Source organism: Robiginitalea aestuariiviva, from assembly GCF_029537735.1.
Taxonomy (GTDB): Bacteria; Bacteroidota; Bacteroidia; order Flavobacteriales; family Flavobacteriaceae; genus Robiginitalea; species Robiginitalea aestuariiviva.
Map to the genome: position 1 here is coordinate 308,965 of NZ_JARPUQ010000001.1, position 22,874 is coordinate 331,838.

The window sequence follows — 22,874 nt, forward strand, 5'->3', positions numbered from 1 at the left end:
TTTTGCTTCTGCCTTATTCAGGACTGGCAAATGTTGAACTGTTCTCCGCTTTCAACACGTTCGGGCGGGACTCGCGAAATTCCGAAGGAATGAGCAATTCCCGTCGCTACCCTTTTTGCTTCTGCCTTATTCAGGACTGGCAAATGTTGAACTGTTCTCCGCTTTCAACACGTTCGGGCGGGACTCGCGAGGCTGCAAGCCGAGCAATTCCCGTCACACCATCAAAACCTGGATATTCCTTTTCAACTACGGGCGGTACTCACAGAGTCGCAGGTAAGGTAATTCCCGTCGCTGCCCTTTTTGCTTCTGCCTTACTCAGGACTGGTAAATGTTGAACTGTTCTCCGCTTTCAACACGTTCGGGCGGGACTCGCGAGGCTGCAAGCCGAGCAATTCCCGTAACACCACCCCACAGCGCGTCTACTGCTGGCTTTTCAGGTACTCCTGATACCGTTGGCGCATCTCATCCGGGGGCAGCTTCCAATATTCGATGAGGGGATTGGATTTGACCCGCGCCTTGTAATCCTCAATGTAATGCTCGTTTAGCGCATCATTGTCTTCGTATTTTACCCGCAACGCCTCAAGTTCCGTGTGCAGTTCTTCCTGTATGGCCGCGTATGCCTGTTCTCCGTATATGTTATGAAGTTCGCTCGGGTCCTTCTCCAGGTCGTACAACTCCCATCTATCCAAGTCGTAATAAAAGTGAATGAGCTTATACCTGGCCGTGGTAATTCCATAATGCCGGCGCACGTCGTGCTCCGAAGGGTGTTCGTAATAGTGGTAATAATGTGCCTGACGCCAATCTTCCGGCGTATGGCCTTCCAAAACAGGGACCAGGCTTTTCCCCTGCATATCCCTGGGGATTTCCGTTTGGGCCAAATCCAGGAAGGTTTCTGCAAAATCCAGGTTGGAAACCAAGTCGTTATTGACCGTTCCGGGCTTTATTTTCCCAGGCCACTTCACAATAAGGGGGGTCCGCAAGGATTCCTTATACATCCACCGTTTATCGAACCACCCGTGCTCACCTAAATAAAAGCCCTGGTCGGAGGTATAAATCACAATGGTATTTTCATCGAGGCCTGCTTCCTTTAAATAATCCAACACTTTTCCAACCCCTTTATCCACCCCGGCAATACAGGCCAGATAGTCCCGCATATACCGCTGGTACTTAAAGCGCGTGAGGTCGTCTCCTGAAAGATTAGATGCTTTGAATTCTTCGTAAATCGGTCCGTAAACCGAGTCCCAGCGCCTTTGTTGCTCCCCGGTAAACCCGGCTTGCGGCTGGTCCGTCATTTTCAGGTCCTGTGCCATCCTCATGGCATCCGAAATGGACATATAGTTCATGGCGGCCACCTCCCGGTTTCCCGAATAATCGTCAAACAACGTTTCCGGTTCGGGAATTTCCACGCCTTCGTACATGCCCAGTTCATCCGGACCGGGCTGCCAGGCCCTGTGGGGAGATTTATGCCCCAGAAACAACATAAAGGGTTGCTCCCCGGTTTTAACCGAATCTACCCAGGCAATGGCTTTATCCGTAATGATATCGGTGGTATAACCCTCCATCTGATATTGCCCTTCCCTATTGATAAACGTAGGATTGTAGTATGCCCCCTGGCCGGGGAGAATATCCACATAGTCAAAGCCTTTGGTAGGGGTCTGACCCAGGTGGAGTTTGCCCAAAACCCCGGTAGTGTAGCCTGCCTGTTGCAGGAGTTCCCCAAAGGTTTGCTGGTCAAAATTAAATTTGGAGCCGAAGGTGTTGTCTATAAACCCGTTTTTATGGCTGTACTTCCCGGTAAGGATTGCCGCCCGGGACGGCCCGCAAATGGAATTGGTTACCAGGCAATGATTGAACAGCATGCCTTCCGCAGCCAGCCTGTCGATATTGGGCGTAGGCGCCACCTCAGCCAACCTCCCCCCATACGCGCTAATGGCCTGATAGGCATGATCATCACTGATAATAAAAAGGATATTCGGCCTTTTTTGGCTGGTTTGCCCCGGCTGAACCTGTTCCTGGACGACCCTCTCCCCGCAGGAAGCCAGCAGGCAACCCGCAATAAGGGTATAAATTAGATATTTCATATTGGGTCGGTTTGACGGGGCCCTCTTAACCGCTCTAAGTCGGTTTAACCTGGCCAGGAAACGATACGGGTCCTCACAACCCAATGCTGCGAATTACGCTCCCCCGAAGCGTTTCCTCTGATTTAAAATGATTTATTAGTTCTAAATATAACCATAATTGATTCTTATCCTTCATCACGTTTAACCCAGGTGGGCGGGATTCGTGGGGCACCCAAATAACACGCCTTTCCAGCCCGGTTTTGAATACCTGGCTTATCTGCATTTTAAAACGTTCCAACAACTCCCTGCCTTTAAGGAAGCTTGTTTTCCAACGCATTAAAAAATTCCCTAACTTCCCTGAAAACCAACCCACCAAGTAACCATGGATATCAAAAAATCCCTGATCAAACTCGCAATCTCCCTGATCGCTTCTCCGATTGTAGTCTATATTATTTTGCTCCTTGCAGGGGCCGCCGGATCCAGCTATGAAATGAGCCACGGTGAAACCTGGATCATCTGGCTGCTGATGGCCATTGTCATCAACCTTTCCCTGACGCCCAAAAAATAAAGTCTCAGGCAGGCTGCGCTTTCAGGCAGCCAAGGCCCAGGAAACCGGAGACGTTGTTTTCGAATCATAAGGCAACCCAACCGGAACGGTTCAGTGCGGCAAGGCCCGATGCCTGAGATGCCCTTCCGAAATTCATTCAAGCCGCACTCGGAAAAGATCAATAATAAACCGATGCGCTCCTTATTAGGCCCGATTCCCATTTGTATTGCCGCCCTTTCGCAGAAAAACAGGTATGGATTGATCTCCCTTACCCTTCTGATATCGCAATTCGCATGCGCCCAACTGGTCAACATCGAAACCCGAAGAATGCAGACGGATTCCGTTCGCGTGGCTGCTGTGGCAGACACCTGGTTCAACTACTCCAAACAAAATGAGGACTACGTAGTCTCGGCCAGCCTTAATGGCACGGTACAGCTAAAATCCCGGGACCTGAAAAGCATCTTCTTCCTGCTGGGGAATTACAGCCTGGTGAGCACCCAAAACCAGGATTACCGGAATGCCTGGCTCGTACATTTGCGGTTCAATCGGAAACTCAGCCAGCTGTTGCGCGCCGAAGCTTTTTTACAACACCAGCGCAACAAACTCCTGGTTATTGATACCCGCTTTCTGGCGGGGGCCGGGATCCGGCTCAAGGTGCTGGATGGATCATATTTGAGTGCGTACCTCGGGCAATCCGCCATGTACGAGATCGAAAGCAGTACGGATTTTGACCAGCAATCCCATAACTGGCGGCACAACGCCTATGCCTCCCTTTCCTTTAGCCCTGCCGGCGGGAAGGTGGTATTGACCAACACCTTGTACTTTCAGCCCTTGTACCGGGCTCTGGGCAACCACCGCATCCTGGAGCAGTTCAAACTGGAGGTGCCTGTCTCCAGGGTCATCAGCCTGTCGGGCTCTTACGACTATTACCTGCTAAGCGTTACCCCTTCGGGCGCTCGGGATATGGCCTCCAACCTGTATTTTGGGCTGAGTTTTTCGCTCTAGGCTCCTGCCGCCTGGGGCCGCCCCACCCCCACCCAACTACAAGTTAACACCTAATCCTGCACCTCCCCATCAGTCCAAACCGCCAGCCAGGGCTGGATTCCAGGCGTCGCTCTAAATGACTTCGCGCGCGTACACCAACCCGAAAACCATACTACTGCCAGCAACCTGTTTTGGTTGCCGTATTTCGCGATAAAGTTCAATTGTAGGAATTTTCATAATTATTAACAATTCCTTAAGATTGTTAGAATTTTAACTATATTCCCGAACAATTGTTTAATTCTAATCATTAATTACAACTGATTCCTATGAGAAAAACACTGAGAACAGGCCTGGGTATCTCCGCAATGGCGGCCCTGGCGTTTATGGCATCCTGTGAAAATGGCGGTAACGACGCCGTTTTTGAAACCCTCGAAAACCAGAATGCCCTGTTGGTGGAACTCAATTACCAGGTGATTCCCGGCCAGTACGTAGTGACCTTCGAGCCCGGGACCCTTAATTCCCCCAAAACCTCAAAAGGCGCCACTGCTTACAAGGGCGTCCTGCAAACCAGTAAAAACCAGATCCTCTCCGAATTTTCGAAGGCTGCCCTGAGTGCAGAAGCCATTGAAGCGGTTTACGCCTATTCGGTAGAAGGCTTCAGCGGCCGGCTGACCGACGAGCAGCTGGTTACCCTCAGCAACGACCCCAGGGTGAAAAGCATCGAGCAGGATTACCTGATCATCCTGGCGCCTCCCCCCGGAAAAGGCCCCGGAGGCGGTGGCGGTGGAACGGCTACCGAGGAAATTCCCTATGGCATTACCCGCGTTGGTGGCGGGCAGACCTACACCGGAACCGGGAAAGCCTATATCCTGGATACCGGGATAGACCTGGACCACGAAGATCTGAATGTAGACGCAGGTGCAGGCTTTAACGCGTTCACCAGCGGAAAAGACGGGCGCGACCTGGACGACGGCAACGGACATGGCACCCACGTGGCCGGAACCGTAGCGGCAATTGACAATGAAGTGGGCGTGGTAGGTGTAGCTGCCGGTGCTACTGTAGTTCCCGTTAAAGTTCTGGGCGCCCGTGGCAGCGGATCCTATTCCGGGGTAATCTCCGGGGTGGACTTTGTAGGCGCTAGTGCCGGCAACGGCGATGTAGCCAACATGAGTCTGGGCGGGCCCATTTCCACGGCCCTGGATGCAGCTGTTGAAGCCGCTGCCCAGGGAGGGGTGAAATTTGCTCTGGCTGCCGGGAATGAGAGCGACGATGCCAATAACCATTCCCCGGCACGTGCCAACGGCAACAACATCTATACGGTTTCCGCCATGGACAGCAACGATAATTTTGCATCCTTCTCCAACTACGGCAACCCGCCCGTAGATTACTGCGCCCCGGGCGTAGCCATCAAGTCTACCTGGAAGGATGGCGGATACAACACCATTTCCGGAACCTCCATGGCCTCGCCCCACGTATGCGGGCTGCTGCTGTGGGGGAACATCCAGACCAGCGGAACGGTAAACGGAGATCCGGACGGCAATGCCGACCCGATCGCTTCCCGTTAATCCACAAGGCTTAACACGACTAAAACCGGGACCCCACGGGTTCCGGTTTTTTTTATTTCATCCCTGCGCCAGAGCCCGTTTTTTCGATGATTTTTGTCATAGGTTGGTCCTGGTTGCGGCGGTACCTTTCGGGCACAATCAACACCCTCGATTTCCTTCGGACAGGTTGGGCCCACCCTAGCTTGCAATCTGAAAAACTGTATATCATGAAAATCCTGAGCACATTTCTATTCATCTTTTGTTGCGTTCCCTGGGCCTATTCGCAGGCCGGGCATATCATGCAGGGGGTTGGCGCAGTAAACATGTCGATGGGGGGCGCAGCCACGGCCCAGCCCCTGGACATTTCCGGCGCCCTCCACTGGAACCCCGCCACCCTCACCACTTTTGACCAGGGAGCTGTAGGGTTGGATATTGGCCTGTTCTTCTCTTCTCCCGAATTGCGTTCCACCGTCCCGGAAGTGGATGGCAATGGACAGCCTACCGGCAACTTCATCAGCGGGCTTACCGAAGACGACCGCGGGGTATCTCCCTTGCCGGCACTATCCTATGTGCCTGCAGCCGGGGAAAGCAAGCACCACTTTGGCTTCTCGGCCTTCGGGATCAGCGGCTTTGGCGTTACCTTTCCCGAGAGCAACTCCAACCCCATAAACATGCCGCAGAACATGGGCGGTTTTGGCCGGATTGAATCCGACTACAGCCTACTGCAGTTTGGTGTGGCCTGGGCCTATGAGCTTTCCGAAACCTTCTCCATAGGTATCCAGCCCAACCTGAATTACGCCAGCCTGGAACTCCTGCCCAACCCTACGGGCAACCCTACCGGGGCAGGCTACCCAAGGTCTGACCGCGCCAGCGCCATGGGTTTTGGCGCCCAGATCGGAATTTTTTACGACAGTGGTTCCGGGTTCAAAGCCGGCACCTCCTATAAAACCAAACAGCATTTCGGGGCTTTTGAATTCAACAACACCTATCTGGACAATTCGGAAGGCACCAACGAGTTTACCCTGGACTACCCGGCTATCTGGTCCCTGGGGCTTGGATACTCCCTAGGAAACCTGGACCTGGCCCTGGATTATCGCCTGGTGAATTATGAAAACACCGAAAGTTTTGACACCACCGGCTGGAGCCCCACCTTTACCATTTCCGGGTTTGGGTGGAAGAATGTAAACATTATATCCGCAGGCCTGCAGTATAAGGGCATCCACAAAATGCCTATCCGGCTGGGATATACCTACAGTTCCAACCCTATAACTTCGGAAACCGCCTTCTTTAACATCCCCGCCACAGCTATCATCAAGAATGCTTTCCAACTCGGGCTGGGGCTGAAAGCCAGTGACCATTTTGAGCTTAACGGCGTATTCCATTATGGCTTTAGTGGCGATGCCACAGCAGGGCCCATGTACAATCCCCAATTCATACAGGACAACCCACCCTACGGAGCCGTTCCGGGAAGTGAGGTCTCTTATGAAATGACTACCTCCATGCTTATGTTTGGCGCCCGGTACAGCTGGTAATTCCAGCCCGGTTGCCGGCATTGAGGAATCCCCTGCTCCCCACAGGGGATTCCCTCTTTTAAGGGGGTTCGTGAACCCGAAATGTGTACCTTTATAGCATAGCAACCGCCGCTATGAAAAGGAAATGGATCAAACGCCTGGGCTTGCTGGCCCTGGTTCCCCTGGCCGTAATTACCACCTGCCACCTGCTGATTGAATGGCACGCCCGGGGGAAGACCTATTCGGACCCCGGAGAAATCTCCTACCAGAAGGTTGGGCTGGTGCTGGGCACGGCCCGCCACCGGCCGGAAGGCGGCATTAACCCCTATTACCAGTATCGTATTGACGCCGCCCTGGCCTTGTATAAAGCTGGCAAAATTGCCTTTGTGCTGGTAAGCGGGGACAACGGCAGCATCTACTACAACGAACCGGATACCATGAAAAAGGACCTGGTGGCCGGCGGCATTCCCGAAAACCGGATATACCTGGACTACGCAGGTTTCCGCACCCTGGACTCCATGGTGCGGGCCAAGATCGTTTTTGGCCTGGATTCCGTGACGGTGATTTCCCAGGAATTCCACAACGAAAGGGCCCTGTATATTGCCGGCAAGAAAGGCCTGCACGCCATTGGCTTCAATGCCCGGGCGGTAGAGGGCTCGGAAGGGGTAAAGGTGCAGTTGCGGGAATACCTGGCCCGGGTAAAAGTATTCCTGGACCTCACCTTTAACACCCAACCCCGTTTTTACGGGAATCACATCTCCATAGAATAGTGCAGGCAGAATTCGTATTTTAGGGCGAATTCCAACCTATGAACCGACTAAGAACCCTGCTGATTAACCTGGGGCCGGGACTCCTCTTTGCGAGTATGGCCATCGGGACCTCCCACCTGGTGCTTTCCACCAAGGCCGGGGCCACCTACGGGTGGGTCATGATTGTACCCATCCTGCTGGCCAACCTCCTGAAATACCCCTTTTTTGAATTCGGGATCCGGTACACCAACGTTACGGGCCGTAGCCTGATTGAGGGGTATTCCCGCCGGGGCAAAGCCTATATGTGGGTTTATGCCGGCATAACCCTGGTCACCACCTTTACCATCCTGGCGGCCCTCTATATCGTAACGGCAGGGTTGCTGGCCAACCTCTTTAACCTCTCCGACATCCCGGTGAGCTGGATTGCCCTGGGGCTTTTTGCTTTTATCAGTGGTGCGCTCATCATTGGCCGGTACAGCCTGCTGGAAACCACCCTTAAATTTGTGGTCACCATCCTGTTTGCCGCCTTGCTGGTGACCACCCTGCTGGTCCTTTTCAAGCCAGCCGTTACTGCGCAGCCCGGATTTGTGCGCCCACCCCTGCTGGATTCGGTTGGGGTGCTGTTCCTGATCAGCCTGATCGGGTGGATGCCCACAGCCGTGGAAGCCAGCAGCTGGATCAGTCTCTGGAGCCTGGAAAAGTACAAGCGACTGGGTCGGAAACCCTCTCTGAAGGAAGCCCTTGACGAATTCAACAGCGGCTACATCACCACGGCCCTGCTGGCTGTATTTTTCCTGGTAATCGGGATCCGTACCCTGTACGGCACGGGTACGGAACTCAGCGGGAATGCGGTTACCTTTGCAGACCAGGTGGTACAGCTCTTTACCACCCATATTGGGGATTGGGCCTATATTTTTATCGCCGTTTCGGCCTTTGCCACCATGTTCAGCACCTGTATGACCGCCCACGACGCCATTGCCCGGGTGAGTATAGACGTTTTGGAATACCTGCAGCCCAAACGCAAGCGATATACCCAAAAATGGCATTATGCAGCTGCCATCCTCCTGCTAACGGGCGTAAATTATCTGGTACTTACCGCCCTGAGTGCTAACATGGGGCACTTGGTAGCCCTGGCCACTTTCATCTCCTTTGTCCTGGCCCCACTGGTGGGGTATATGAACCTGAAAAACGTGCAGAGCGAAGACCTACCGGAAGAAGCGCGCCCGGGGCCTGCCCTGCGGTGGCTCACCTATGCGGGGATTCTTTTCCTCTCCCTGTTTGCGGGGTATTACATGTGGCTTATGCTCTAGATTACACCGGGGGGGAGGGGGGCAGGGGTGCCCTAACAAAGGTTTAACACGCTAAACTTGACATTGGGCCCTGTATTTAGGAGCTTTGCACCCTTATGAAAACCATGAAGTTGATCCGCGTTTCGCGCAGCACCAAACAAGAAGTACGATTCCACAAGAACATGGGAAGCCTGCAAACCAGGGTGACCTACATCCGAAAACTCCTCTTCGGTATTCCCATTAAAACCCTGCATAAATACCGGGACACCTACTACGGCGAGGTAAAGGCCTGCGCAGATTGTGAGCTGAGGGCTTAGATTTCCGTTTATTTTCCCGGGGCATTCAGCACGATCAGCAGATAGCGTTCGTTCTGCTTGTGCAGTACCTCCAGGCAATACACCCCATCCGTACAATTATTAAGGATACGGCTTTCGCCTAACCCTTCTACTTCCACAATCTGTTCCGGGAGAGCCCCCTGAGACACCAGGTAATCCCGGATGGCCCGGGCCCGCCGTTCGGATAAACTCTGATTGAGGGCTTTGCTGCCGCGGCTGTCCGTATGGGCTTCAATGCGGATGCGCAGGTCCGGGAAGGCGCGCAAGGCCTCCACGGCCTGGCGAAGCCCGGAGGTGATGTCAGTGCCCATGCGCACACCACCCCGGGGGAAGTAAAAGCGGTCGCTTTTCAGGAAGGTACGCCCCTCCCTTTCCACCAGGAAGTCACTTATTGGGGTCAGGCCTACCGAGAGCGGTTTTCCGGCCTGTACGGCGCCGTTACCGCCCCCAAGAGAGCCGAGATCAACGGCGGTGAACTCTGGCTTATCCACCTGTACATGAACCCCATCCTGCCAGGGAATTTCCAGGAAGAAGGTCCCGTCTTCGCGGCTATAGCCTTCTTTCAAGACCTGCCCGCCTGCATCCATCAACCGCACCCGGGCCTTTTCCAGGCCCCGGGTATTGCGCTCGTTAAATACCGTACCCCGCACCACCAGGGTGCGCAGGCCCGGCAGGCGGCTTACGCGAAAACCGTAAAGGTCGTCGCTCCCCATACCGCCCGGGCGGTTGGAGGTAAAGTAACCGCTGTAGGCACCTGTAGCGCCCTGCCTCAGGATAAACCCGAATTCGTCGTGTGAGGTATTGAGTTCCGGCCCCAGGTTAACCGGGCTGCTGAACTGCCCGTCCTCAAATTCCGTAGCTTTATAAATGTCCATTCCCCCTAGGCCGTAGAATACATCGGAGGCAAAATACAACTGGTCCCCCACAATAAATGGGGCTATTTCATTTCCGGGCGTATTGATACGCGGGCCCAGGTTTATGGGAGCAGACATAATCTGCCCGTCGTTGGTCACTACATAATAAATATCCGTACCCCCATAACCCTGCGGAAAATCTGCGGCAAAATAGAGGCGCCCGCGCGGGGCGTCGTAAAAGGGGTAATAAAACGAAGTGCTGGGGTCGCGAAGCAGATAGGCATCCTGCCCGTTGCGGCCGGCCAGGGCAACAGCAAGGGCATTCTTGCCCCGGGCATCGAATAGCATCTCCCCGTTTTCTTCATTGCTGCGCACATAGAGGATCCCATTCAGGGCTTCGCTGTAAAATGGGGTGGACTGGTGGTAGTCCGACTCGGGCAGCCAGTTGATGGGTTCCGGGTTACGCACCTGCCCGTCCGGGTCCATGACCCCGACAAAAACAGAGAGGTAGGCCTCCCCGGAGGGAAAATAGTCTTCCTTTTCGGACGGCCTGGAGGAGCTGAACAGCAAGCGGTCTTCCCCATAGAAACTGGGCGACAGGTCCATCTGTACACTGTTGGAATTCAACCGGAAGATGGCATAATCCGCACTGTCGCGGATGGATTGTTCCAGCAGCTCGAAATTGAAATCGGCGTTTTCCACCAACTCATTGGAGAGGGCATTGCTGCGGGTCCTGAGGAAGGCCTTCACCCGCTCCTGCCCGGAAATCTTGCCCAGGGCCTGCAACAGGTTGTTAAAATGGGTATTAGCCATCAGGCTGTCTTCCCGGAAGAGCTCCAGGTACTGGTCCTGGGCCTTTACATATTGACGGGTCTTAAAATAGGATTCGGCCAGGTTCAGGCGCTGCTGCAGACTTAAGGCCCCCGCCCGACCCAGGATTTCATATTCGGAAATGGCCCCCGGATAGTCGTATTCAAAAAAAAGGCGGTCCGCACGGGGGGTTTTCTGCGCCCCGGCCGAGAGGCCCATGCACATCAAACAAACACAAATTAACCGCTGCCATGCCATATCAGAAAAATCTTGGACTGTCGATCTGTTTTCCCTTGGGTTTATCTTCGTCCCGGTCCGAATCCGAAGGGCGCCGAAACCCGCCGCGGCCCAGGTAGAATTTCAATACCACCTCATGAGAGCCACTGTTGTAGCCCCCTAGGCCATTGGTGTTGTAATCGTAGGCATACCCCAGGTACAGGGATGGGGTAACCTGGAAGCCGGCCAGGGTGCTTACGGCATTGTCAAAGCGGTAGGCCATCCCTAACGTAAGGACATCATTCCAGAGAAAATTCGCCGACCCGTTAACCGTGGCCGGTGCCCCGCTGATGTAATTTACCAAAAATGCCGGTTTGAAACGCAGCTTCTGGGAGAGGTTAAAAACATACCCCCCGATGAAATTGAATTGAAGCCGGTCTTCCACAATCTGGGCTACCTCGTTGCTGTATAGGGCATCGGTCAGGAAGTTGGGCACGGATGCCCCCAGGTACCAGTGTTCCTGGTACATAAATATCCCAGCGCCCACGGTGGGGTAAAAGGCATTAACCGTTTGCTGGTCCAGAATGGGCTCCCCCGGGTTTTCAAAAGATCCCTTGGAAAAATCCGTATTCAGGAAACTCCCCCCGGCATCCAGGCCAAAGGAAAGGTAGGCGTCCTCGCTCAGGTTCACCTGGAAGGAATAGGAAACATCCACAAAGGCCTGGGTGGTCGGGCCCAGCTGGTCGCTCACCGCGTTAAAGCCCAACCCGTGCTGTTCCCCCACCGGCATATTGATCCCGAAACGCAGGGTGCGCGGCGCCCCGGGCAGGTCAATCCACTGGGCGCGGTAGAGCAGGGAAATATCCGTGTTTTCCACGCTGCCCACATAGGCCGGGTTAAAGCTCCCGATATTGTACATATACTGGGTGTAGAGGGGTTCCCGCTGGGCCAAAGCCCCGAGCACCCAAAAGCAAAAGCCCAGCAACAGTATGCTTTTTAGGCGTGCAGCAGCCCGCACCTGATTATGTGCGTGTTTCCCCTTCATCGAATAATCTGTATCCATCCTTTAAGGGGTTCCCCCTGGGCTTCCAGGGTCAGGAGATAAAAATACGTGCCTGCCGGAACGGCTTCCCCTTTGTAGGTACCGTCCCAGACATTGTCGTCCGTCATGTTTTCATCCCGGAATACCAATTGGCCGTACCGGTTGTAGATTTCCAGGGTAGTATTGGCAAACCCGGCAACGTTGCGGATTACCAAGTAATCGTTCGTCCCGTCCCCATTAGGGGAAAACTGGTTGAAGACAAAGCCGTCGTCCACCTCGGAGCGTTCGCTCACCACCACCAGGACTTCATCCTCATTATTTCCGGGATTTCCATCTATGGGCCCGGAGCCCAGGTAACGGGCTATATTGGTGTAGCGGCCGGGGTTGGGCACCAGCACGGTGATTTCCAGCTCCGCTTGTGCCCCCAGGGCCAGTTGGGGAATCCGCCAGAGGCCGGTGGACAGGTCATAGCTGCCGGCGGTAGCCACATGCTCCAGGTACCGGAAGCCGGTTTGTATCCAGGGTTCCAGCTGGTCTTCAATCCGGACGTTGCCCAGGTCGTTTTCCCGGGACGCATTGGTGACACGCAGCAAAAAGGTAACCTGCTGGTCTTCAAAGGGCGAAATCCGGTCGCGCTGGTAGGCACCATCTTCCACCCGGGCGAATTTTTCAAGGACCAGGTCTACCCCTTCGGCAAAGAGGGGGGTGATTTCCACCACGGCGGTGTTATTGTCCGGGGTATTGTCTTCCGGGAAGGAATCAAAGAGCTCTGCCGTATTGGAATACGGGCCTACGGCCTGCACTTCCGTGACAATTTCAAGGCGTGCGCCGGCCCGGGCCGCCAGGGCAGGCACCGTCCATACCCCGAGCAAGGGGTCGTATTCCCCAAGAGAAGGGTTATCCGAGAGGTAGGCAAAGCCGTCCTCCAAAAGGTCGCCCACCCGGATATCACTGGCCGGGCGGTTGCTCAGGTTGTTCAGCAGGATGGTAAAAACCACCTCTCCCCCAACGTAGGCCTCGCCCACATTGGCGCTTTTCAGGATTTCCAGGTCTATGGGTGCTGTCTCACAGTCCGGGGTCAGGAAGGGGTCGCAGGCATCAAAAGGGTCGGAGCCATTGGCAATCTCCTCCGCATCGCTCAGGCCATCCCCATCCGAATCGCAGAAGTTGTTGTTGTTTTCCGGGATACAGGGGTTGTCATTGGCCGGGTCCTGCTGGTCATTAACCCCATCCTGGTCCGTATCCAGGGTGTTGGAGTCCAAGGCATCTATGATGCCGTCCCCGTCCTCGTCCAGGGGGCTGTCCGGGCTCCCCACCTCGGTGCCGTCGTCAATGCCGTCCCCATCCGTATCTGTATTGTTCGGGTCCGTGCCCAGGGAGGCCTCTACCCCATCCAGCAAGCCATCCCCATCCGTATCCGAATCGCAGGTGGTCACATCAATATCCAGGGTAACCGATGCATTGGTACAGGGGGCTTCGGCATTGGTGGTGGTATAGCGGAAGGTATAGATGCCGGAAGGCAGGCCGTCAAAATTCACCAGGTTGCCGGGCTCTATGCTCAGGATACCCTGGGACGGATCGGTTTCCACCGTCCATACCCCCGGGTCGGCATTGGCCAGCAGGTCATCCAGATCACGCAGGCTGGGACCGTTGGCCGGTACGGAACAGGCAAACGAATTGGTGGGCGTCCCGGGGTTAACCACAGGAGAAACCGTCAGTACAATTTCTTCCCGGGCCGAAACGCATCCGTTCGCCACGGCCTCCACAAAATAGGAGGTGGTAGCCGAGAGCACCGGGGTTTCGTAATTGGGCAGGGTACTCACCAGGGTCCCCTGGGCGTCATACCAGTTAAAATCGGGCAGGGTGGCGCTATTGGGCACGCTGCCGGTTGCTTCCAGCACAAAGGAGGATGGCCCGCAACTCTCTGCAAAGCCGTCCGTATTTGCTGCGGTTACGCTTTCTACTACCGGGGTGGGGTTGCGGATGATGGTAATTTCCAATAACGGGCTGGCGCAATTGTTGGCCTCGTCGTAAAAGAAGCCGTAATAGGTTCCGGGTACGGGATTGGCAATCTCGGCAGGAGTGAGGTGGCCGCTGGTTACCAGGGGGTCCTGGTTCAAACTCCACACAAAGGTGGTCCCCGCCGGAGGGGTACTGGAGGAATACGCATCCAGGCTTGGGATTACCTCCCCTTCGCAAAACAGCAGGGGGACGTCCGTATTCAGAACAGGGGCCTCAGTCCCGGCATTACACTGCCCGTATGCGGAGGTCGAGAAGGTCATAAAAACCAACAGGAACACCCCCAAAAAGCAAAACGGGTTTCTCAGGAGAACAGGGTTGGGAATCCGGGCCATAGCAATGATTCAATTCTGCGGCCGGACGCAGGGCGGGACCGGGCAGCAGCCCCTTTTTTCGGGGGGACTCCAATATTACTAAAAAAAGGAGGCTTCCCTTTAAATTAGCAGTTAAAATCAGTGTTTTTCGGACAAACGGCTTACCCCAGGGCGGCAGAACTTACCTCAGCCTCCGGATGGATTTTTCGCACAAGCCCCTGCAGGACCTTGCCAGGGCCTACCTCGATAAACTCGGAAGCCCCATCCGCAACCATTTGCTGCACGCTTTGGGTCCATTTCACCGGGGCCGTGAGCTGGGCAATCAGGTTCTTACGGATCTGGTCCGTATCGGTTACCGCGGTGGTGGTTACGTTCTGGTATACCGGGCAGGTCGGGGTAGAAAAAGTGGTTTGTTCAATCGCCGCAGCCAGCTCTTCGCGGGCGGGCTCCATTAAGGGCGAGTGGAAGGCACCGCCCACCGGCAGGACCAGGGCCCGCCGGGCCCCTGCGGCTTTCAGGCTTTCACAGGCTGCATGGATGGCGGCCACTTCCCCGGAAATCACGAGTTGCCCGGGGCAGTTGTAGTTTGCCGCTACCACAACACCGGGGGTCTGCGCACAGACCTCTTCCACCACCTGGTCTTCCAGGCCCAATACGGCCGCCATGGTGCTCTCCTGCATCTCGCAGGCTTTCTGCATAGCCGTGGCTCGCTGGGAAACGAGTTTCAGGCCGTCCTCGAAGGTGAGGGCGCCATTGGCCACCAGGGCGGAGAATTCGCCCAGGGAGTGGCCGGCCACCATATCCGGTTTAAAGGCATCCCCAAGGACCTGGCTCAGCACCACGGAGTGGAGGAAGATGGCGGGTTGGGTAACCCGGGTTTGTTTCAGGTCTTCGGCAGACCCTTCAAACATGATGTCCGTAATGGAAAAACCGAGGATGTCGTTGGCCGTCTCAAAAAGTTCCTGGGCTTTGGCGGAGGCCTCGTAGAGGTCCTTACCCATACCGCTGAACTGGGCCCCCTGGCCCGGGAAAATATATGCTTTCATCTGCTATGCCGTTTAGGTGTGGCAAAGGTAAGGAAAGCCGCATCCGGGCCCAAAAAAGAATGTGATGCCCCCGGGGTTTTTACCCCGGGGGGCGCTGATTAAACAAAGCGGATGCCCTGGCGGGCACAGATTTCTGCCACCTTTTCAAAGTTGGGTGGCCCGGGGGGCAAAGCGGCCAGTTCCGCAAACATATGTTCAATACCTGCCGGAAAAGCGCTGGTGATCATCCGGGCCTTTTCCGTTCCCACAACCTTCCACGAATGGGGTACGTCCTTAGGGGCAAAAGCGGTGTCCCCGGCCTTAAGCAAGTGGGTTACCCCGTCTATGGTAATTTCCACCTCGCCCCAAATTACCCGGAATACTTCGTCTTCACGGGTGTGTACATGGGGTGGAATACCCACACCTGGATCTACATTATCCACCCATTCCACCAATTGATTATAGGTGTCACTGCCAGCCAGTTTATGGGTCTGGATATCTCCAATTACATTAAGGACCTGTCCCTCCTGGTCCCGGACTAATTTAGGATCCGGATTTAAGAGGGATGTAAGGCCCGATTTCAGGTTTCGGGCAAAGCCCATGGAGGGTAAAAAGGTACACCCGGCCCCCAGAGTTGCGGCCTGTAAAAATGTTTTTCTATTCATTGCTTCTAGGTTTGCCAGCAAGATATAGGCCGGCAAGGGCAAGCTTTATTGGAATATTTCGGGGATTTCTTAGAATTTGGGAAATCCTACCCGTTTCGGATCATACTCGGCGTCTTACCTGTATGTTTCTTCAGAAAATAACTGAAGTAATCCTGGGAGGAAAACCCCAGGGTGAAACTGATTTCTTTAATGGAAAGGTCTGAAAACTTCAGCAAATGACGGGATCTTAGAATGCGCATTTCGTCAATCAGGTGCTTGGCAGTCACCCCAAGAACTTCCCGCGTACAGGTATTGAGGTGTTTGGCAGAAATATGAAGCATTTTTGCGTAATCCCCCACTTCATGGATTTCTGTACCATACTGATCAATAAGTTTCTTGAAACGGAAGACCAGATGCTTTCCAGCGTTGTTTTCACAGAGGGTAGAGCGGATATTGCATTGCCCGTCCGTATACACAAATAGGGTTTTAACCAGGGAGGCAATGGCTTCGTCCTTATGGTTCAGAGCAGAACCAGCCAGCTCGTCTAACATCTCCAGGATGCTTTGAACGCGTTTGGCAATACCCGGTGCCAGGGTAACCTTTTGGACTTGTTGGTGTGCAAGCAGGCGCACTTCGCTAATATGAAGGTTTTTAAGCGTAGGGTGTTCCATCAGGGACACAGGCAACTTCATCACATATCCGGAAAGGACCGGCTCCGCCTTGTGGAGGATCCGCCAGGGTGTTCTGCCATCAATAAAATACAAGGCATTGGATACATCATTTTCAACAATTCCATCAATTTCCACTGCCCGGACTCCCTCCTGAATCCAGAGCAGGTAATTGCCCTGAAACCCTTCCGTTGAAAAGAGGTCCCTGTGAATTGGGATAATACTCAGTTGTTCCATGGCCATAGGCAAATATTAATATTTACCACCCCAATTTAAATATTCTGATGGGAACAGATCCGGACCGCCGGAAAGGAGGCGCCGGAAGTTTTTCGAAAACATGGGGGCCCCGCCCCCCTCCTTCAAGATCGGCACTAACCCTGCAAAACCCTTGCAAAACAGTTAAGATTTCATCATTTCCCGGAATTTCCCCCGGGATTTGCGGATGCGTACCGCCACTACCTTGTATTCCGGGCACATGGCCTCGGAGTCGTGTACATCCCCGGTAATGGTGTTGATCATGATCTCGGGGAAATGAAAGGTGGTGCTCAGCACCCCGGGTTTCACCTCATCGGTTACCCGGGCTTTCACATCCACCTTGCCACGGGCAGATTCCAGACAGACGTAATCCCCGTCCGCAATGGCATTAGCCCTGGCATCGTCCGGGTGGATCATCAGGTAATCGCTGCCGAGCAGCTGCTCGTTAGCGGTGCGGCGCGTCATGGCCCCGCAGTTGTAATGTTCCAGCTCCCGGTTGGTGGTCAGGATGTAAGGATAATCCTTGCCGTGGGCGGTGAGTTCGCGGGTTTCTTCCCACCCGTGGAATTCGAAATACCCCTGCCCGCGCTTAAAGGATTCCTGGTGGAGGATTTTGGTATCCGTCCCGTCCGGGGCTACCGGCCATTGCAGGCCATTGTTGCCCAGCCTGTCCCAGCGGATGCCCGCAAAGAAGGGGACAATCTGTGAAATCTCCTCCAGCATCCCCTCCGGGGTGTAGGGCGGCTGGTCGTATCCCATGCGGTTCATCAGCTCTACGATGATCTGCCCGTCCGGGCGGGTACCCGGGATGGGATCCACCACCCGGCGAACGGCCTGTACCCGCCGTTCCCCATTGGTAAAGGTGCCGCTTTTTTCCAGGAAAGAGGCCCCGGGCAGGATCACGTCCGCATATTTGGCCGTTTCCGTCATAAACAGTTCCTGTACAATAACCAGGTCTGTGGCTTCCAGGGCACGGATTACCTTCAGGGTATTCGGGTCGGTCTGCACCACATCCTCCCCGATAATCCAAAGGGCCTTGAGCTTGCCCTGAAGGGCAGCATCAAACATCTCCGGGATCTTGTAGCCTATATGTGTAGGCACCTGCCCCCCATAGAAGGCGTTGTAGCGTTGGTTGATTTCCGGGTCCGTCACATCCAGGTACCCGGCCCCCTGGTGGGGCTGCACCCCCATGTCCGCGCTGCCCTGCACATTGTTCTGGCCGCGCAACGGGTTTACCCCTACCCCCTTGCGGCCAATGTTGCCGGTTAGCAGGGCCAGGTCTGCGATCTGCATCACGGTGAACGTTCCCTGAGAGTGTTCAGTAACCCCCAGCCCGTGGAAGGACATGGCATTGGGGGCGCCGGCATAGGCCAGGGCAGCCGCCTTCACCTGCTCCCGGGGTACGCCGCAAACTTCCTCCATGCGGTCCAGGTCCAAAGCCATCAATTGCGCCTTAAAGTCTTCATAACCCTCCGTACGCCGCTCCACAAAAGCGTTATCCACCATGCCGGCCTCCACAATGTAATACATCATCATATTGAGCAGGGCCACGTTGGTGCCGGGACGCAGAGCCAGGTGGTGGGTGGCGTAGCGTGCCAGTTCGGTGCGCCTCGGGTCGATTACAATACTCACCTTGTCGGACTTCATGGCGAACTGCTTGAACTTGGCCCCGGTAACCGGGTGGGCATCCGTAGGATTGGCCCCAATCACCAAGATGCAATCCGTATGGGCCAGGTCGGCAATGGAATTCGTAGCCGCTCCTGTCCCAAAGGTGCGCTGCATCCCCAGGGCTGTGGGCGAATGGCATACCCGGGCACACCCGTCAATATTGTTGGTCTGCAGCACAACCCGGAAAAATTTCTGCATCAGGTAGTTCTCCTCGTTGGTACAGCGGGAAGAGGAGATCCCGGCCAGACTGTCCGGGCCAAAGGTGGTTTTGTAGTGGGTAAAGCGCTCCGCAATGTAGTCGTAGACCTCGTCCCAGGTCACTTTCTCGAAACCATCCCCGCGGCGGATCATAGGGGAATCCAGACGTTCCGGGTGGTTGTAGAACTTAAAGGCATACCGCCCTTTCAGGCAGGTGTGCCCCTGATTTACTTCGGCATCATACGGGGCAGTTATGCTTAGAATCTCCCCGCCGTTGGAGGCCACTTCCAGGTTACAGCCCACCCCGCAATACGTGCATACGGTACGCGTCATTTCGGTGGCCTGTACGGATTTGGACTGGAAGACATCCGAAATGGCAGAGGTGGGGCAGGCCTGGGAACAGGCCCCGCAGCTTACACAGTCGGAAGACATAAAATCCTGGTCCAGCCCTTTCACGATATGGGCATCAAACCCCCGCCCGGCCATGCTCAATACAAACTGCCCCTGCACCTCATCGCAGGCCCTGACGCAGCGGTAACAATTGATGCACTTACTCAGGTCCGAGGTCATATACGGGTGGGACAGGTCCTTTTCCCGATCCAGATGGGTCTCCCCCTGGGGGTATCGCACTTCCCGCACCCCTACCCGGGCGGCCACGGTCTGCAGTTCGCAATTCCCGTTTACCTCACAGGTAAGGCAGTCCAGGGGGTGGTCCGTCAGGATCAGCTCCACGATATTGCGCCGAAGCTTTTGAACGGAAGGGGTACTGGTATAGACATATTGCCCGGCCGATACCGGCGTATGGCAGGAGGCCACCGTCTTCAGGGGACCACCAGCTTTCATCCCCACTTCCACGCTGCAGACCCGGCAGGCCCCGAAGGGCTCCAGGTTGGGGGCATCGCACAAGGTCGGTACGGGGTCTTGGCCCATATGGCGGCGAATGAATGCCAGCAGGGTTTCCCCGGGTTGAACGGCGTAGGGGACATCGTTGATATAGGCGGTTTCCATAGGCTTCAGTTAAAAAAGGCGGTGAGTTCGGCTTCGAAGTGCTGCAGGATGTTGCGTACCGGCAGGGGAATCCCGCCCCCGTGGGCGCATAGGGACCCCTGCTGCAGGGTCGTGAGCAGGTCTTCAAACAGATTCCGATCCAGGGTGATTTCCCCCTCGGCGGCCTGCCGGACCATCTCATGGCCCCTTTTGGTGCCCAGGCGGCAGGGAAAGCACTTTCCGCAGCTCTCATAGGCTGCAAAATCGAGTAAATGTTCTATGTAGCGGATCATGGGGAAGCCTTCCGGAATGCTAACCACGGAGGCATGCCCCAGCAGGAATCCGGCTTCGGAAAAGGATTCAAAATCCACGGTGAGTTTCCCAAAAGCGGCCTCAGGAACCACACCGCCCAGGGGCCCGCCAATCTGCAGGGCTTTTACCGGCACCCGGAACCCCCCGCCCAGGTCTTCAATAACGGTCTTCAGGGGCGTGCCCATCTCCACTTCGTATACGCCCGGACGGTTAAAAAAGCTGTCCAGGCAGACCAGCTTGATGCCGGTAGACTGTTCAGTGCCCAGCGCTTTCCAGGCATCCGGGCCTTCACTGAGGATATAGTGCAGAGCGGCCAGGGTCTCTACGTTATTCACCACCGTGGGCTTGTTAAACAACCCCCGCTGGGCCGGATACGGCGGGCGCACCCGCACCTCCGGCCGCTGGCCTTCAATAGAGTTGATCAGGGCGGTTTCCTCCCCGCAGATGTAGGAACCCTGCGCCTGTATGATTTTAAATTCGAAATGGAAGCCGCTGCCCAGGATATCCTGCCCGGCTAAGCCCAGTTCCACGAGTTCAGCCACGGCATTTTGCACCACCTGTACCGCTTCCGGATATTCGCCCCGGATGTAGACCACCCCGTAGTGGGCCCCGGTAACATAGCCGCTCACCAGCATCCCGAAAAGCACGGTATGAGGGCGATGCTCCAGCAGGTAGCGGTCCGAGTAGGCCCCGGGGTCCCCTTCGTCCGCATTGCAAATGATAAATTTTACATCGCCAGGGGCCTGCCGGCAGAATTCGAGTTTCTGCCCCATGGGGAAACCGGCCCCGCCCCTGCCGCGAAGGCCGGAGGCCAGGATTTGGGCACCAATGTGCTCGGGCGGGCTGCCCAGCAGGTCCTTCCAGGGTTGGTAAAACGCCTGGATATCCGAAATGGGCCGGGTAAGGATGGGGGTATGGCTGGCGCCCACATGATAGCGGTCAGGCCCCGGCTGCTTTGTTCCTTTCAGGAGCTCCGGGAGGTTATCAATATCTGCCCCGGAATAATTCCTGCCGTTGTAATGGAAGGCGGCATTCTCATGACAACGGCCCAGGCAGGTCATATGCCCGATCTGTTCCGCCCCCAAATGTACAGCCAGTTTCTCGTGAACGGCCTCCTGCGTACCGGCACAGGTACATGCCGTGCCGTTACACACATAGGCCTGCTTGCCCTTATTCTCCGGTTTGAGGAAATCGTAGAAGGTGGCAGCGCCATAGGTATTGGCAGTCCCGACCAGAAAGGCATCTGCCAACCGGTCCAGTTCGGCCGGGTCGGGCGTACCCGTTTCCCGGGCCGCCCGGCCCAGTTGTTCGAAGAGGTTTTCCCGCAATCCCTTGCGGCCCAGGAGTTCACTTAGGTTTTCGGACATCAGTTGTTTTTATTTCGGTTCAGGGGCTGCCATAAGGGGGTCGGCAATACGGTGCGAATGGGAATAACAGGTAGCCCGTCCTTCCCGGCAAAAGCCCAGCAAGGTAATTCCCAGTTCCTTGGCATAATCCACTGCCAGGGAGGAAGGCGCAGATACGGCTGCCAGAAAGGGAATTCCGGCCTTAAAGGCTTTGATCACAATTTCATAAGAAATACGGCCGCTTACGGTCATGGCCCGGGCCTCTTTCAGCCTGCCATCCAGCAACAGCCTGCCCACGGCCTTGTCTACCGCATTGTGTCGCCCGATGTCTTCCCGGGCTACCATCAGGGTACCCGAGGCATCGAATACGGCGGCCGCATGCGTGCCGCCGGATTGCATAAAATCTGCCTGCCGGCGGTTCATCTGTTCAAACATCCCGGAGAAAAGGGCGGGCTGGAAGGCGGCGACTCCTTCCAGGGCAGCGCCTGTAAACCCCTGCTGGTCCAGTTCCGTCTTCCCGCAGATGCCGCAGGAGGATACCGAAAGCAGGCTGCGCGTATTGGCGTATCCCGAGCCCAGATAGGCCTCCGGGATCTCCAGGTCCACCGCCGTGATGATCCCCGCTTCGTTTTCCTTCTGCAGGGCAATCCTGGGATGGAAGCCCGTGGAATTAAGGACGGCTTCGGCGTGTAACATCCCGCGAATGAGCTCCGGATCTGCCCCCGGGGTGCGCATAGTGAGGGTAAACGCCTTGCCGTTGATGCGGATCTGAAGGGCTTCCTCTATGGTAAGGGGGTCCGACACCAGGGTCACCCCCTGCTGGTCGTATTTCATTCCCTCGTACTTCCGGACGGCCATAGGTCTTTTTTTGCCAACCGCCCCGAAGGCGATCTTCAATTAAAGATACTGGATTTTCGGTAAACCCAGCGAGGCGACTTAGGACCCTCAGGCACAATCCCTGCCAATGGGATGGGCCCTTATTCCTTAAACCACCCGGAATAGGTAACGTAGGCTTCGGCAATGCGCAGGATTTCGCCTTCTTTCAGGTCCGGGCTCACTTCCCCAATCTTCCGGGCCGGGACCCCGGCGTAGATACTGCCTTCGGGCACTTCGGTTCCCTTGGTCACCACGGCCCCGGCAGCGATGATGCTCCCGGAACCCACCACGCAATGGTCCATCACAATGCTCCCCATCCCGATGAGCACGTTGTCCCGAACGGTACATCCGTGCACGATAGCATTGTGCCCGATGGAAACATTATTCCCGATCTCCGTGGGGGCTTTCTGGTAGGTGCAGTGGATCACTGCCCCGTCCTGCACGTTCACCTGGTTGCCCATGCGGATGTAATGCACATCTCCGCGCACCACGGCATTGTACCAGATGCTGCAACGGTCGCCCATATGCACGTCGCCCAGCAGGGTGGCGTTTTCGGCTATAAAACAATCGGCTCCGATCTGCGGGGTCTTGCCCCTTACTGTTTTGATGATGGCCATAGGT

18 protein-coding genes are annotated in these 22,874 nt (G+C 55.5%); 7 read left to right on the forward strand and 11 right to left on the reverse strand.

What is annotated here, in order from left to right:
- Positions 1 to 419: 419 nt before the first annotated feature.
- Complete coding sequence (locus OZ410_RS01440) at positions 420 to 2,081, reverse strand: sulfatase family protein (protein ID WP_277706130.1); 1,662 nt, start codon at positions 2,079 to 2,081, stop codon at positions 420 to 422.
- A 361-nt stretch (positions 2,082 to 2,442) separates the two neighbouring features.
- Between OZ410_RS01440 and OZ410_RS01445 the strand changes: the two genes are divergently transcribed.
- From OZ410_RS01445 to OZ410_RS01475, 7 genes are all read left to right on the forward strand, one after another.
- Positions 2,443 to 2,628 (forward strand): hypothetical protein, encoded by a 186-nt coding sequence (locus OZ410_RS01445; RefSeq protein ID WP_277706131.1) that lies wholly within the window; start codon positions 2,443 to 2,445, stop codon positions 2,626 to 2,628.
- Between the two features lie 306 nt (positions 2,629 to 2,934).
- On the forward strand, positions 2,935 to 3,612 hold the full coding sequence (locus OZ410_RS01450; protein ID WP_277706132.1) for a DUF481 domain-containing protein: 678 nt from the start codon (positions 2,935 to 2,937) through the stop codon (positions 3,610 to 3,612).
- Positions 3,613 to 3,917: 305 nt separating this feature from the next.
- Complete coding sequence (locus OZ410_RS01455; protein WP_277706133.1) at positions 3,918 to 5,156, forward strand: S8 family serine peptidase; 1,239 nt, start codon at positions 3,918 to 3,920, stop codon at positions 5,154 to 5,156.
- A gap of 206 nt (positions 5,157 to 5,362) precedes the next feature.
- Positions 5,363 to 6,667: an OmpP1/FadL family transporter gene (locus OZ410_RS01460; protein ID WP_277706134.1), complete on the forward strand. Its 1,305-nt coding sequence runs from the start codon at positions 5,363 to 5,365 to the stop codon at positions 6,665 to 6,667.
- A gap of 113 nt (positions 6,668 to 6,780) precedes the next feature.
- Positions 6,781 to 7,416, forward strand: coding sequence for a SanA/YdcF family protein (locus tag OZ410_RS01465; RefSeq protein ID WP_277706135.1), 636 nt, complete (start codon positions 6,781 to 6,783; stop codon positions 7,414 to 7,416).
- A gap of 38 nt (positions 7,417 to 7,454) precedes the next feature.
- Complete coding sequence (locus OZ410_RS01470; protein ID WP_277706136.1) at positions 7,455 to 8,705, forward strand: NRAMP family divalent metal transporter; 1,251 nt, start codon at positions 7,455 to 7,457, stop codon at positions 8,703 to 8,705.
- A 104-nt stretch (positions 8,706 to 8,809) separates the two neighbouring features.
- On the forward strand, positions 8,810 to 9,001 hold the full coding sequence (locus tag OZ410_RS01475; RefSeq protein ID WP_277706137.1) for a hypothetical protein: 192 nt from the start codon (positions 8,810 to 8,812) through the stop codon (positions 8,999 to 9,001).
- 8 nt (positions 9,002 to 9,009) lie between these two features.
- Here OZ410_RS01475 and OZ410_RS01480 read toward each other — a convergent pair whose 3' ends face one another.
- From OZ410_RS01480 to OZ410_RS01525, 10 genes are all read right to left on the reverse strand, one after another.
- Positions 9,010 to 10,908: an OmpA family protein gene (locus OZ410_RS01480; protein ID WP_277707156.1), complete on the reverse strand. Its 1,899-nt coding sequence runs from the start codon at positions 10,906 to 10,908 to the stop codon at positions 9,010 to 9,012.
- Between the two features lie 34 nt (positions 10,909 to 10,942).
- A complete protein-coding gene (locus tag OZ410_RS01485; protein WP_277706138.1) occupies positions 10,943 to 11,962 on the reverse strand; it encodes a PorP/SprF family type IX secretion system membrane protein in 1,020 nt (339 codons plus the stop codon).
- Complete coding sequence (locus OZ410_RS01490; protein ID WP_277707157.1) at positions 11,941 to 14,241, reverse strand: T9SS type B sorting domain-containing protein; 2,301 nt, start codon at positions 14,239 to 14,241, stop codon at positions 11,941 to 11,943. The genes OZ410_RS01485 and OZ410_RS01490 overlap by 22 nt, the downstream gene beginning before the upstream one ends.
- Positions 14,242 to 14,435: 194 nt before the next feature.
- Positions 14,436 to 15,320, reverse strand: a complete 885-nt coding sequence (gene fabD / locus OZ410_RS01495; protein WP_277706139.1) for an ACP S-malonyltransferase — start codon at positions 15,318 to 15,320, stop codon at positions 14,436 to 14,438.
- A 98-nt stretch (positions 15,321 to 15,418) separates the two neighbouring features.
- On the reverse strand, positions 15,419 to 15,964 hold the full coding sequence (locus tag OZ410_RS01500) for a cupin domain-containing protein (protein WP_277706140.1): 546 nt from the start codon (positions 15,962 to 15,964) through the stop codon (positions 15,419 to 15,421).
- Between the two features lie 86 nt (positions 15,965 to 16,050).
- A complete protein-coding gene (locus tag OZ410_RS01505) occupies positions 16,051 to 16,854 on the reverse strand; it encodes an AraC family transcriptional regulator (protein WP_277706141.1) in 804 nt (267 codons plus the stop codon).
- Between the two features lie 156 nt (positions 16,855 to 17,010).
- Entirely contained in the window at positions 17,011 to 19,740 is a 2,730-nt protein-coding gene (gene fdhF, locus OZ410_RS01510) for a formate dehydrogenase subunit alpha (RefSeq protein WP_277706142.1), read from the reverse strand.
- A 5-nt stretch (positions 19,741 to 19,745) separates the two neighbouring features.
- Complete coding sequence (locus OZ410_RS01515) at positions 19,746 to 21,398, reverse strand: NADH-ubiquinone oxidoreductase-F iron-sulfur binding region domain-containing protein (RefSeq protein ID WP_277706143.1); 1,653 nt, start codon at positions 21,396 to 21,398, stop codon at positions 19,746 to 19,748.
- A gap of 9 nt (positions 21,399 to 21,407) precedes the next feature.
- Complete coding sequence (gene fdhD, locus OZ410_RS01520; protein WP_277706144.1) at positions 21,408 to 22,235, reverse strand: formate dehydrogenase accessory sulfurtransferase FdhD; 828 nt, start codon at positions 22,233 to 22,235, stop codon at positions 21,408 to 21,410.
- A gap of 119 nt (positions 22,236 to 22,354) precedes the next feature.
- Positions 22,355 to 22,870, reverse strand: coding sequence for a gamma carbonic anhydrase family protein (locus tag OZ410_RS01525; RefSeq protein WP_277706145.1), 516 nt, complete (start codon positions 22,868 to 22,870; stop codon positions 22,355 to 22,357).
- Positions 22,871 to 22,874 lie beyond the last annotated feature (4 nt).

Bases quoted from the DNA above. Each gene is read 5' to 3' on its own strand.
- OZ410_RS01440 (WP_277706130.1), bottom strand. From the start codon at position 2,081: ATGAAATATCTAATTTATACCCTTATTGCGGGTTGCCTGCTGGCTTCC.
- OZ410_RS01480 (WP_277707156.1), bottom strand. From the start codon at position 10,908: ATGTGCATGGGCCTCTCGGCCGGGGCGCAGAAAACCCCCCGTGCGGAC.
- OZ410_RS01460 (WP_277706134.1), top strand. From the start codon at position 5,363: ATGAAAATCCTGAGCACATTTCTATTCATCTTTTGTTGCGTTCCCTGG.
- OZ410_RS01470 (WP_277706136.1), top strand. From the start codon at position 7,455: ATGAACCGACTAAGAACCCTGCTGATTAACCTGGGGCCGGGACTCCTC.
- OZ410_RS01500 (WP_277706140.1), bottom strand. From the start codon at position 15,964: ATGAATAGAAAAACATTTTTACAGGCCGCAACTCTGGGGGCCGGGTGT.
- OZ410_RS01525 (WP_277706145.1), bottom strand. From the start codon at position 22,870: ATGGCCATCATCAAAACAGTAAGGGGCAAGACCCCGCAGATCGGAGCC.
- fdhD (WP_277706144.1), bottom strand. From the start codon at position 22,235: ATGGCCGTCCGGAAGTACGAGGGAATGAAATACGACCAGCAGGGGGTG.
- OZ410_RS01505 (WP_277706141.1), bottom strand. From the start codon at position 16,854: ATGGCCATGGAACAACTGAGTATTATCCCAATTCACAGGGACCTCTTT.
- OZ410_RS01450 (WP_277706132.1), top strand. From the start codon at position 2,935: ATGCAGACGGATTCCGTTCGCGTGGCTGCTGTGGCAGACACCTGGTTC.
- fabD (WP_277706139.1), bottom strand. From the start codon at position 15,320: ATGAAAGCATATATTTTCCCGGGCCAGGGGGCCCAGTTCAGCGGTATG.
- OZ410_RS01475 (WP_277706137.1), top strand. From the start codon at position 8,810: ATGAAGTTGATCCGCGTTTCGCGCAGCACCAAACAAGAAGTACGATTC.
- OZ410_RS01465 (WP_277706135.1), top strand. From the start codon at position 6,781: ATGAAAAGGAAATGGATCAAACGCCTGGGCTTGCTGGCCCTGGTTCCC.
- OZ410_RS01455 (WP_277706133.1), top strand. From the start codon at position 3,918: ATGAGAAAAACACTGAGAACAGGCCTGGGTATCTCCGCAATGGCGGCC.
- OZ410_RS01485 (WP_277706138.1), bottom strand. From the start codon at position 11,962: ATGGATACAGATTATTCGATGAAGGGGAAACACGCACATAATCAGGTG.
- fdhF (WP_277706142.1), bottom strand. From the start codon at position 19,740: ATGGAAACCGCCTATATCAACGATGTCCCCTACGCCGTTCAACCCGGG.
- OZ410_RS01445 (WP_277706131.1), top strand. From the start codon at position 2,443: ATGGATATCAAAAAATCCCTGATCAAACTCGCAATCTCCCTGATCGCT.
- OZ410_RS01515 (WP_277706143.1), bottom strand. From the start codon at position 21,398: ATGTCCGAAAACCTAAGTGAACTCCTGGGCCGCAAGGGATTGCGGGAA.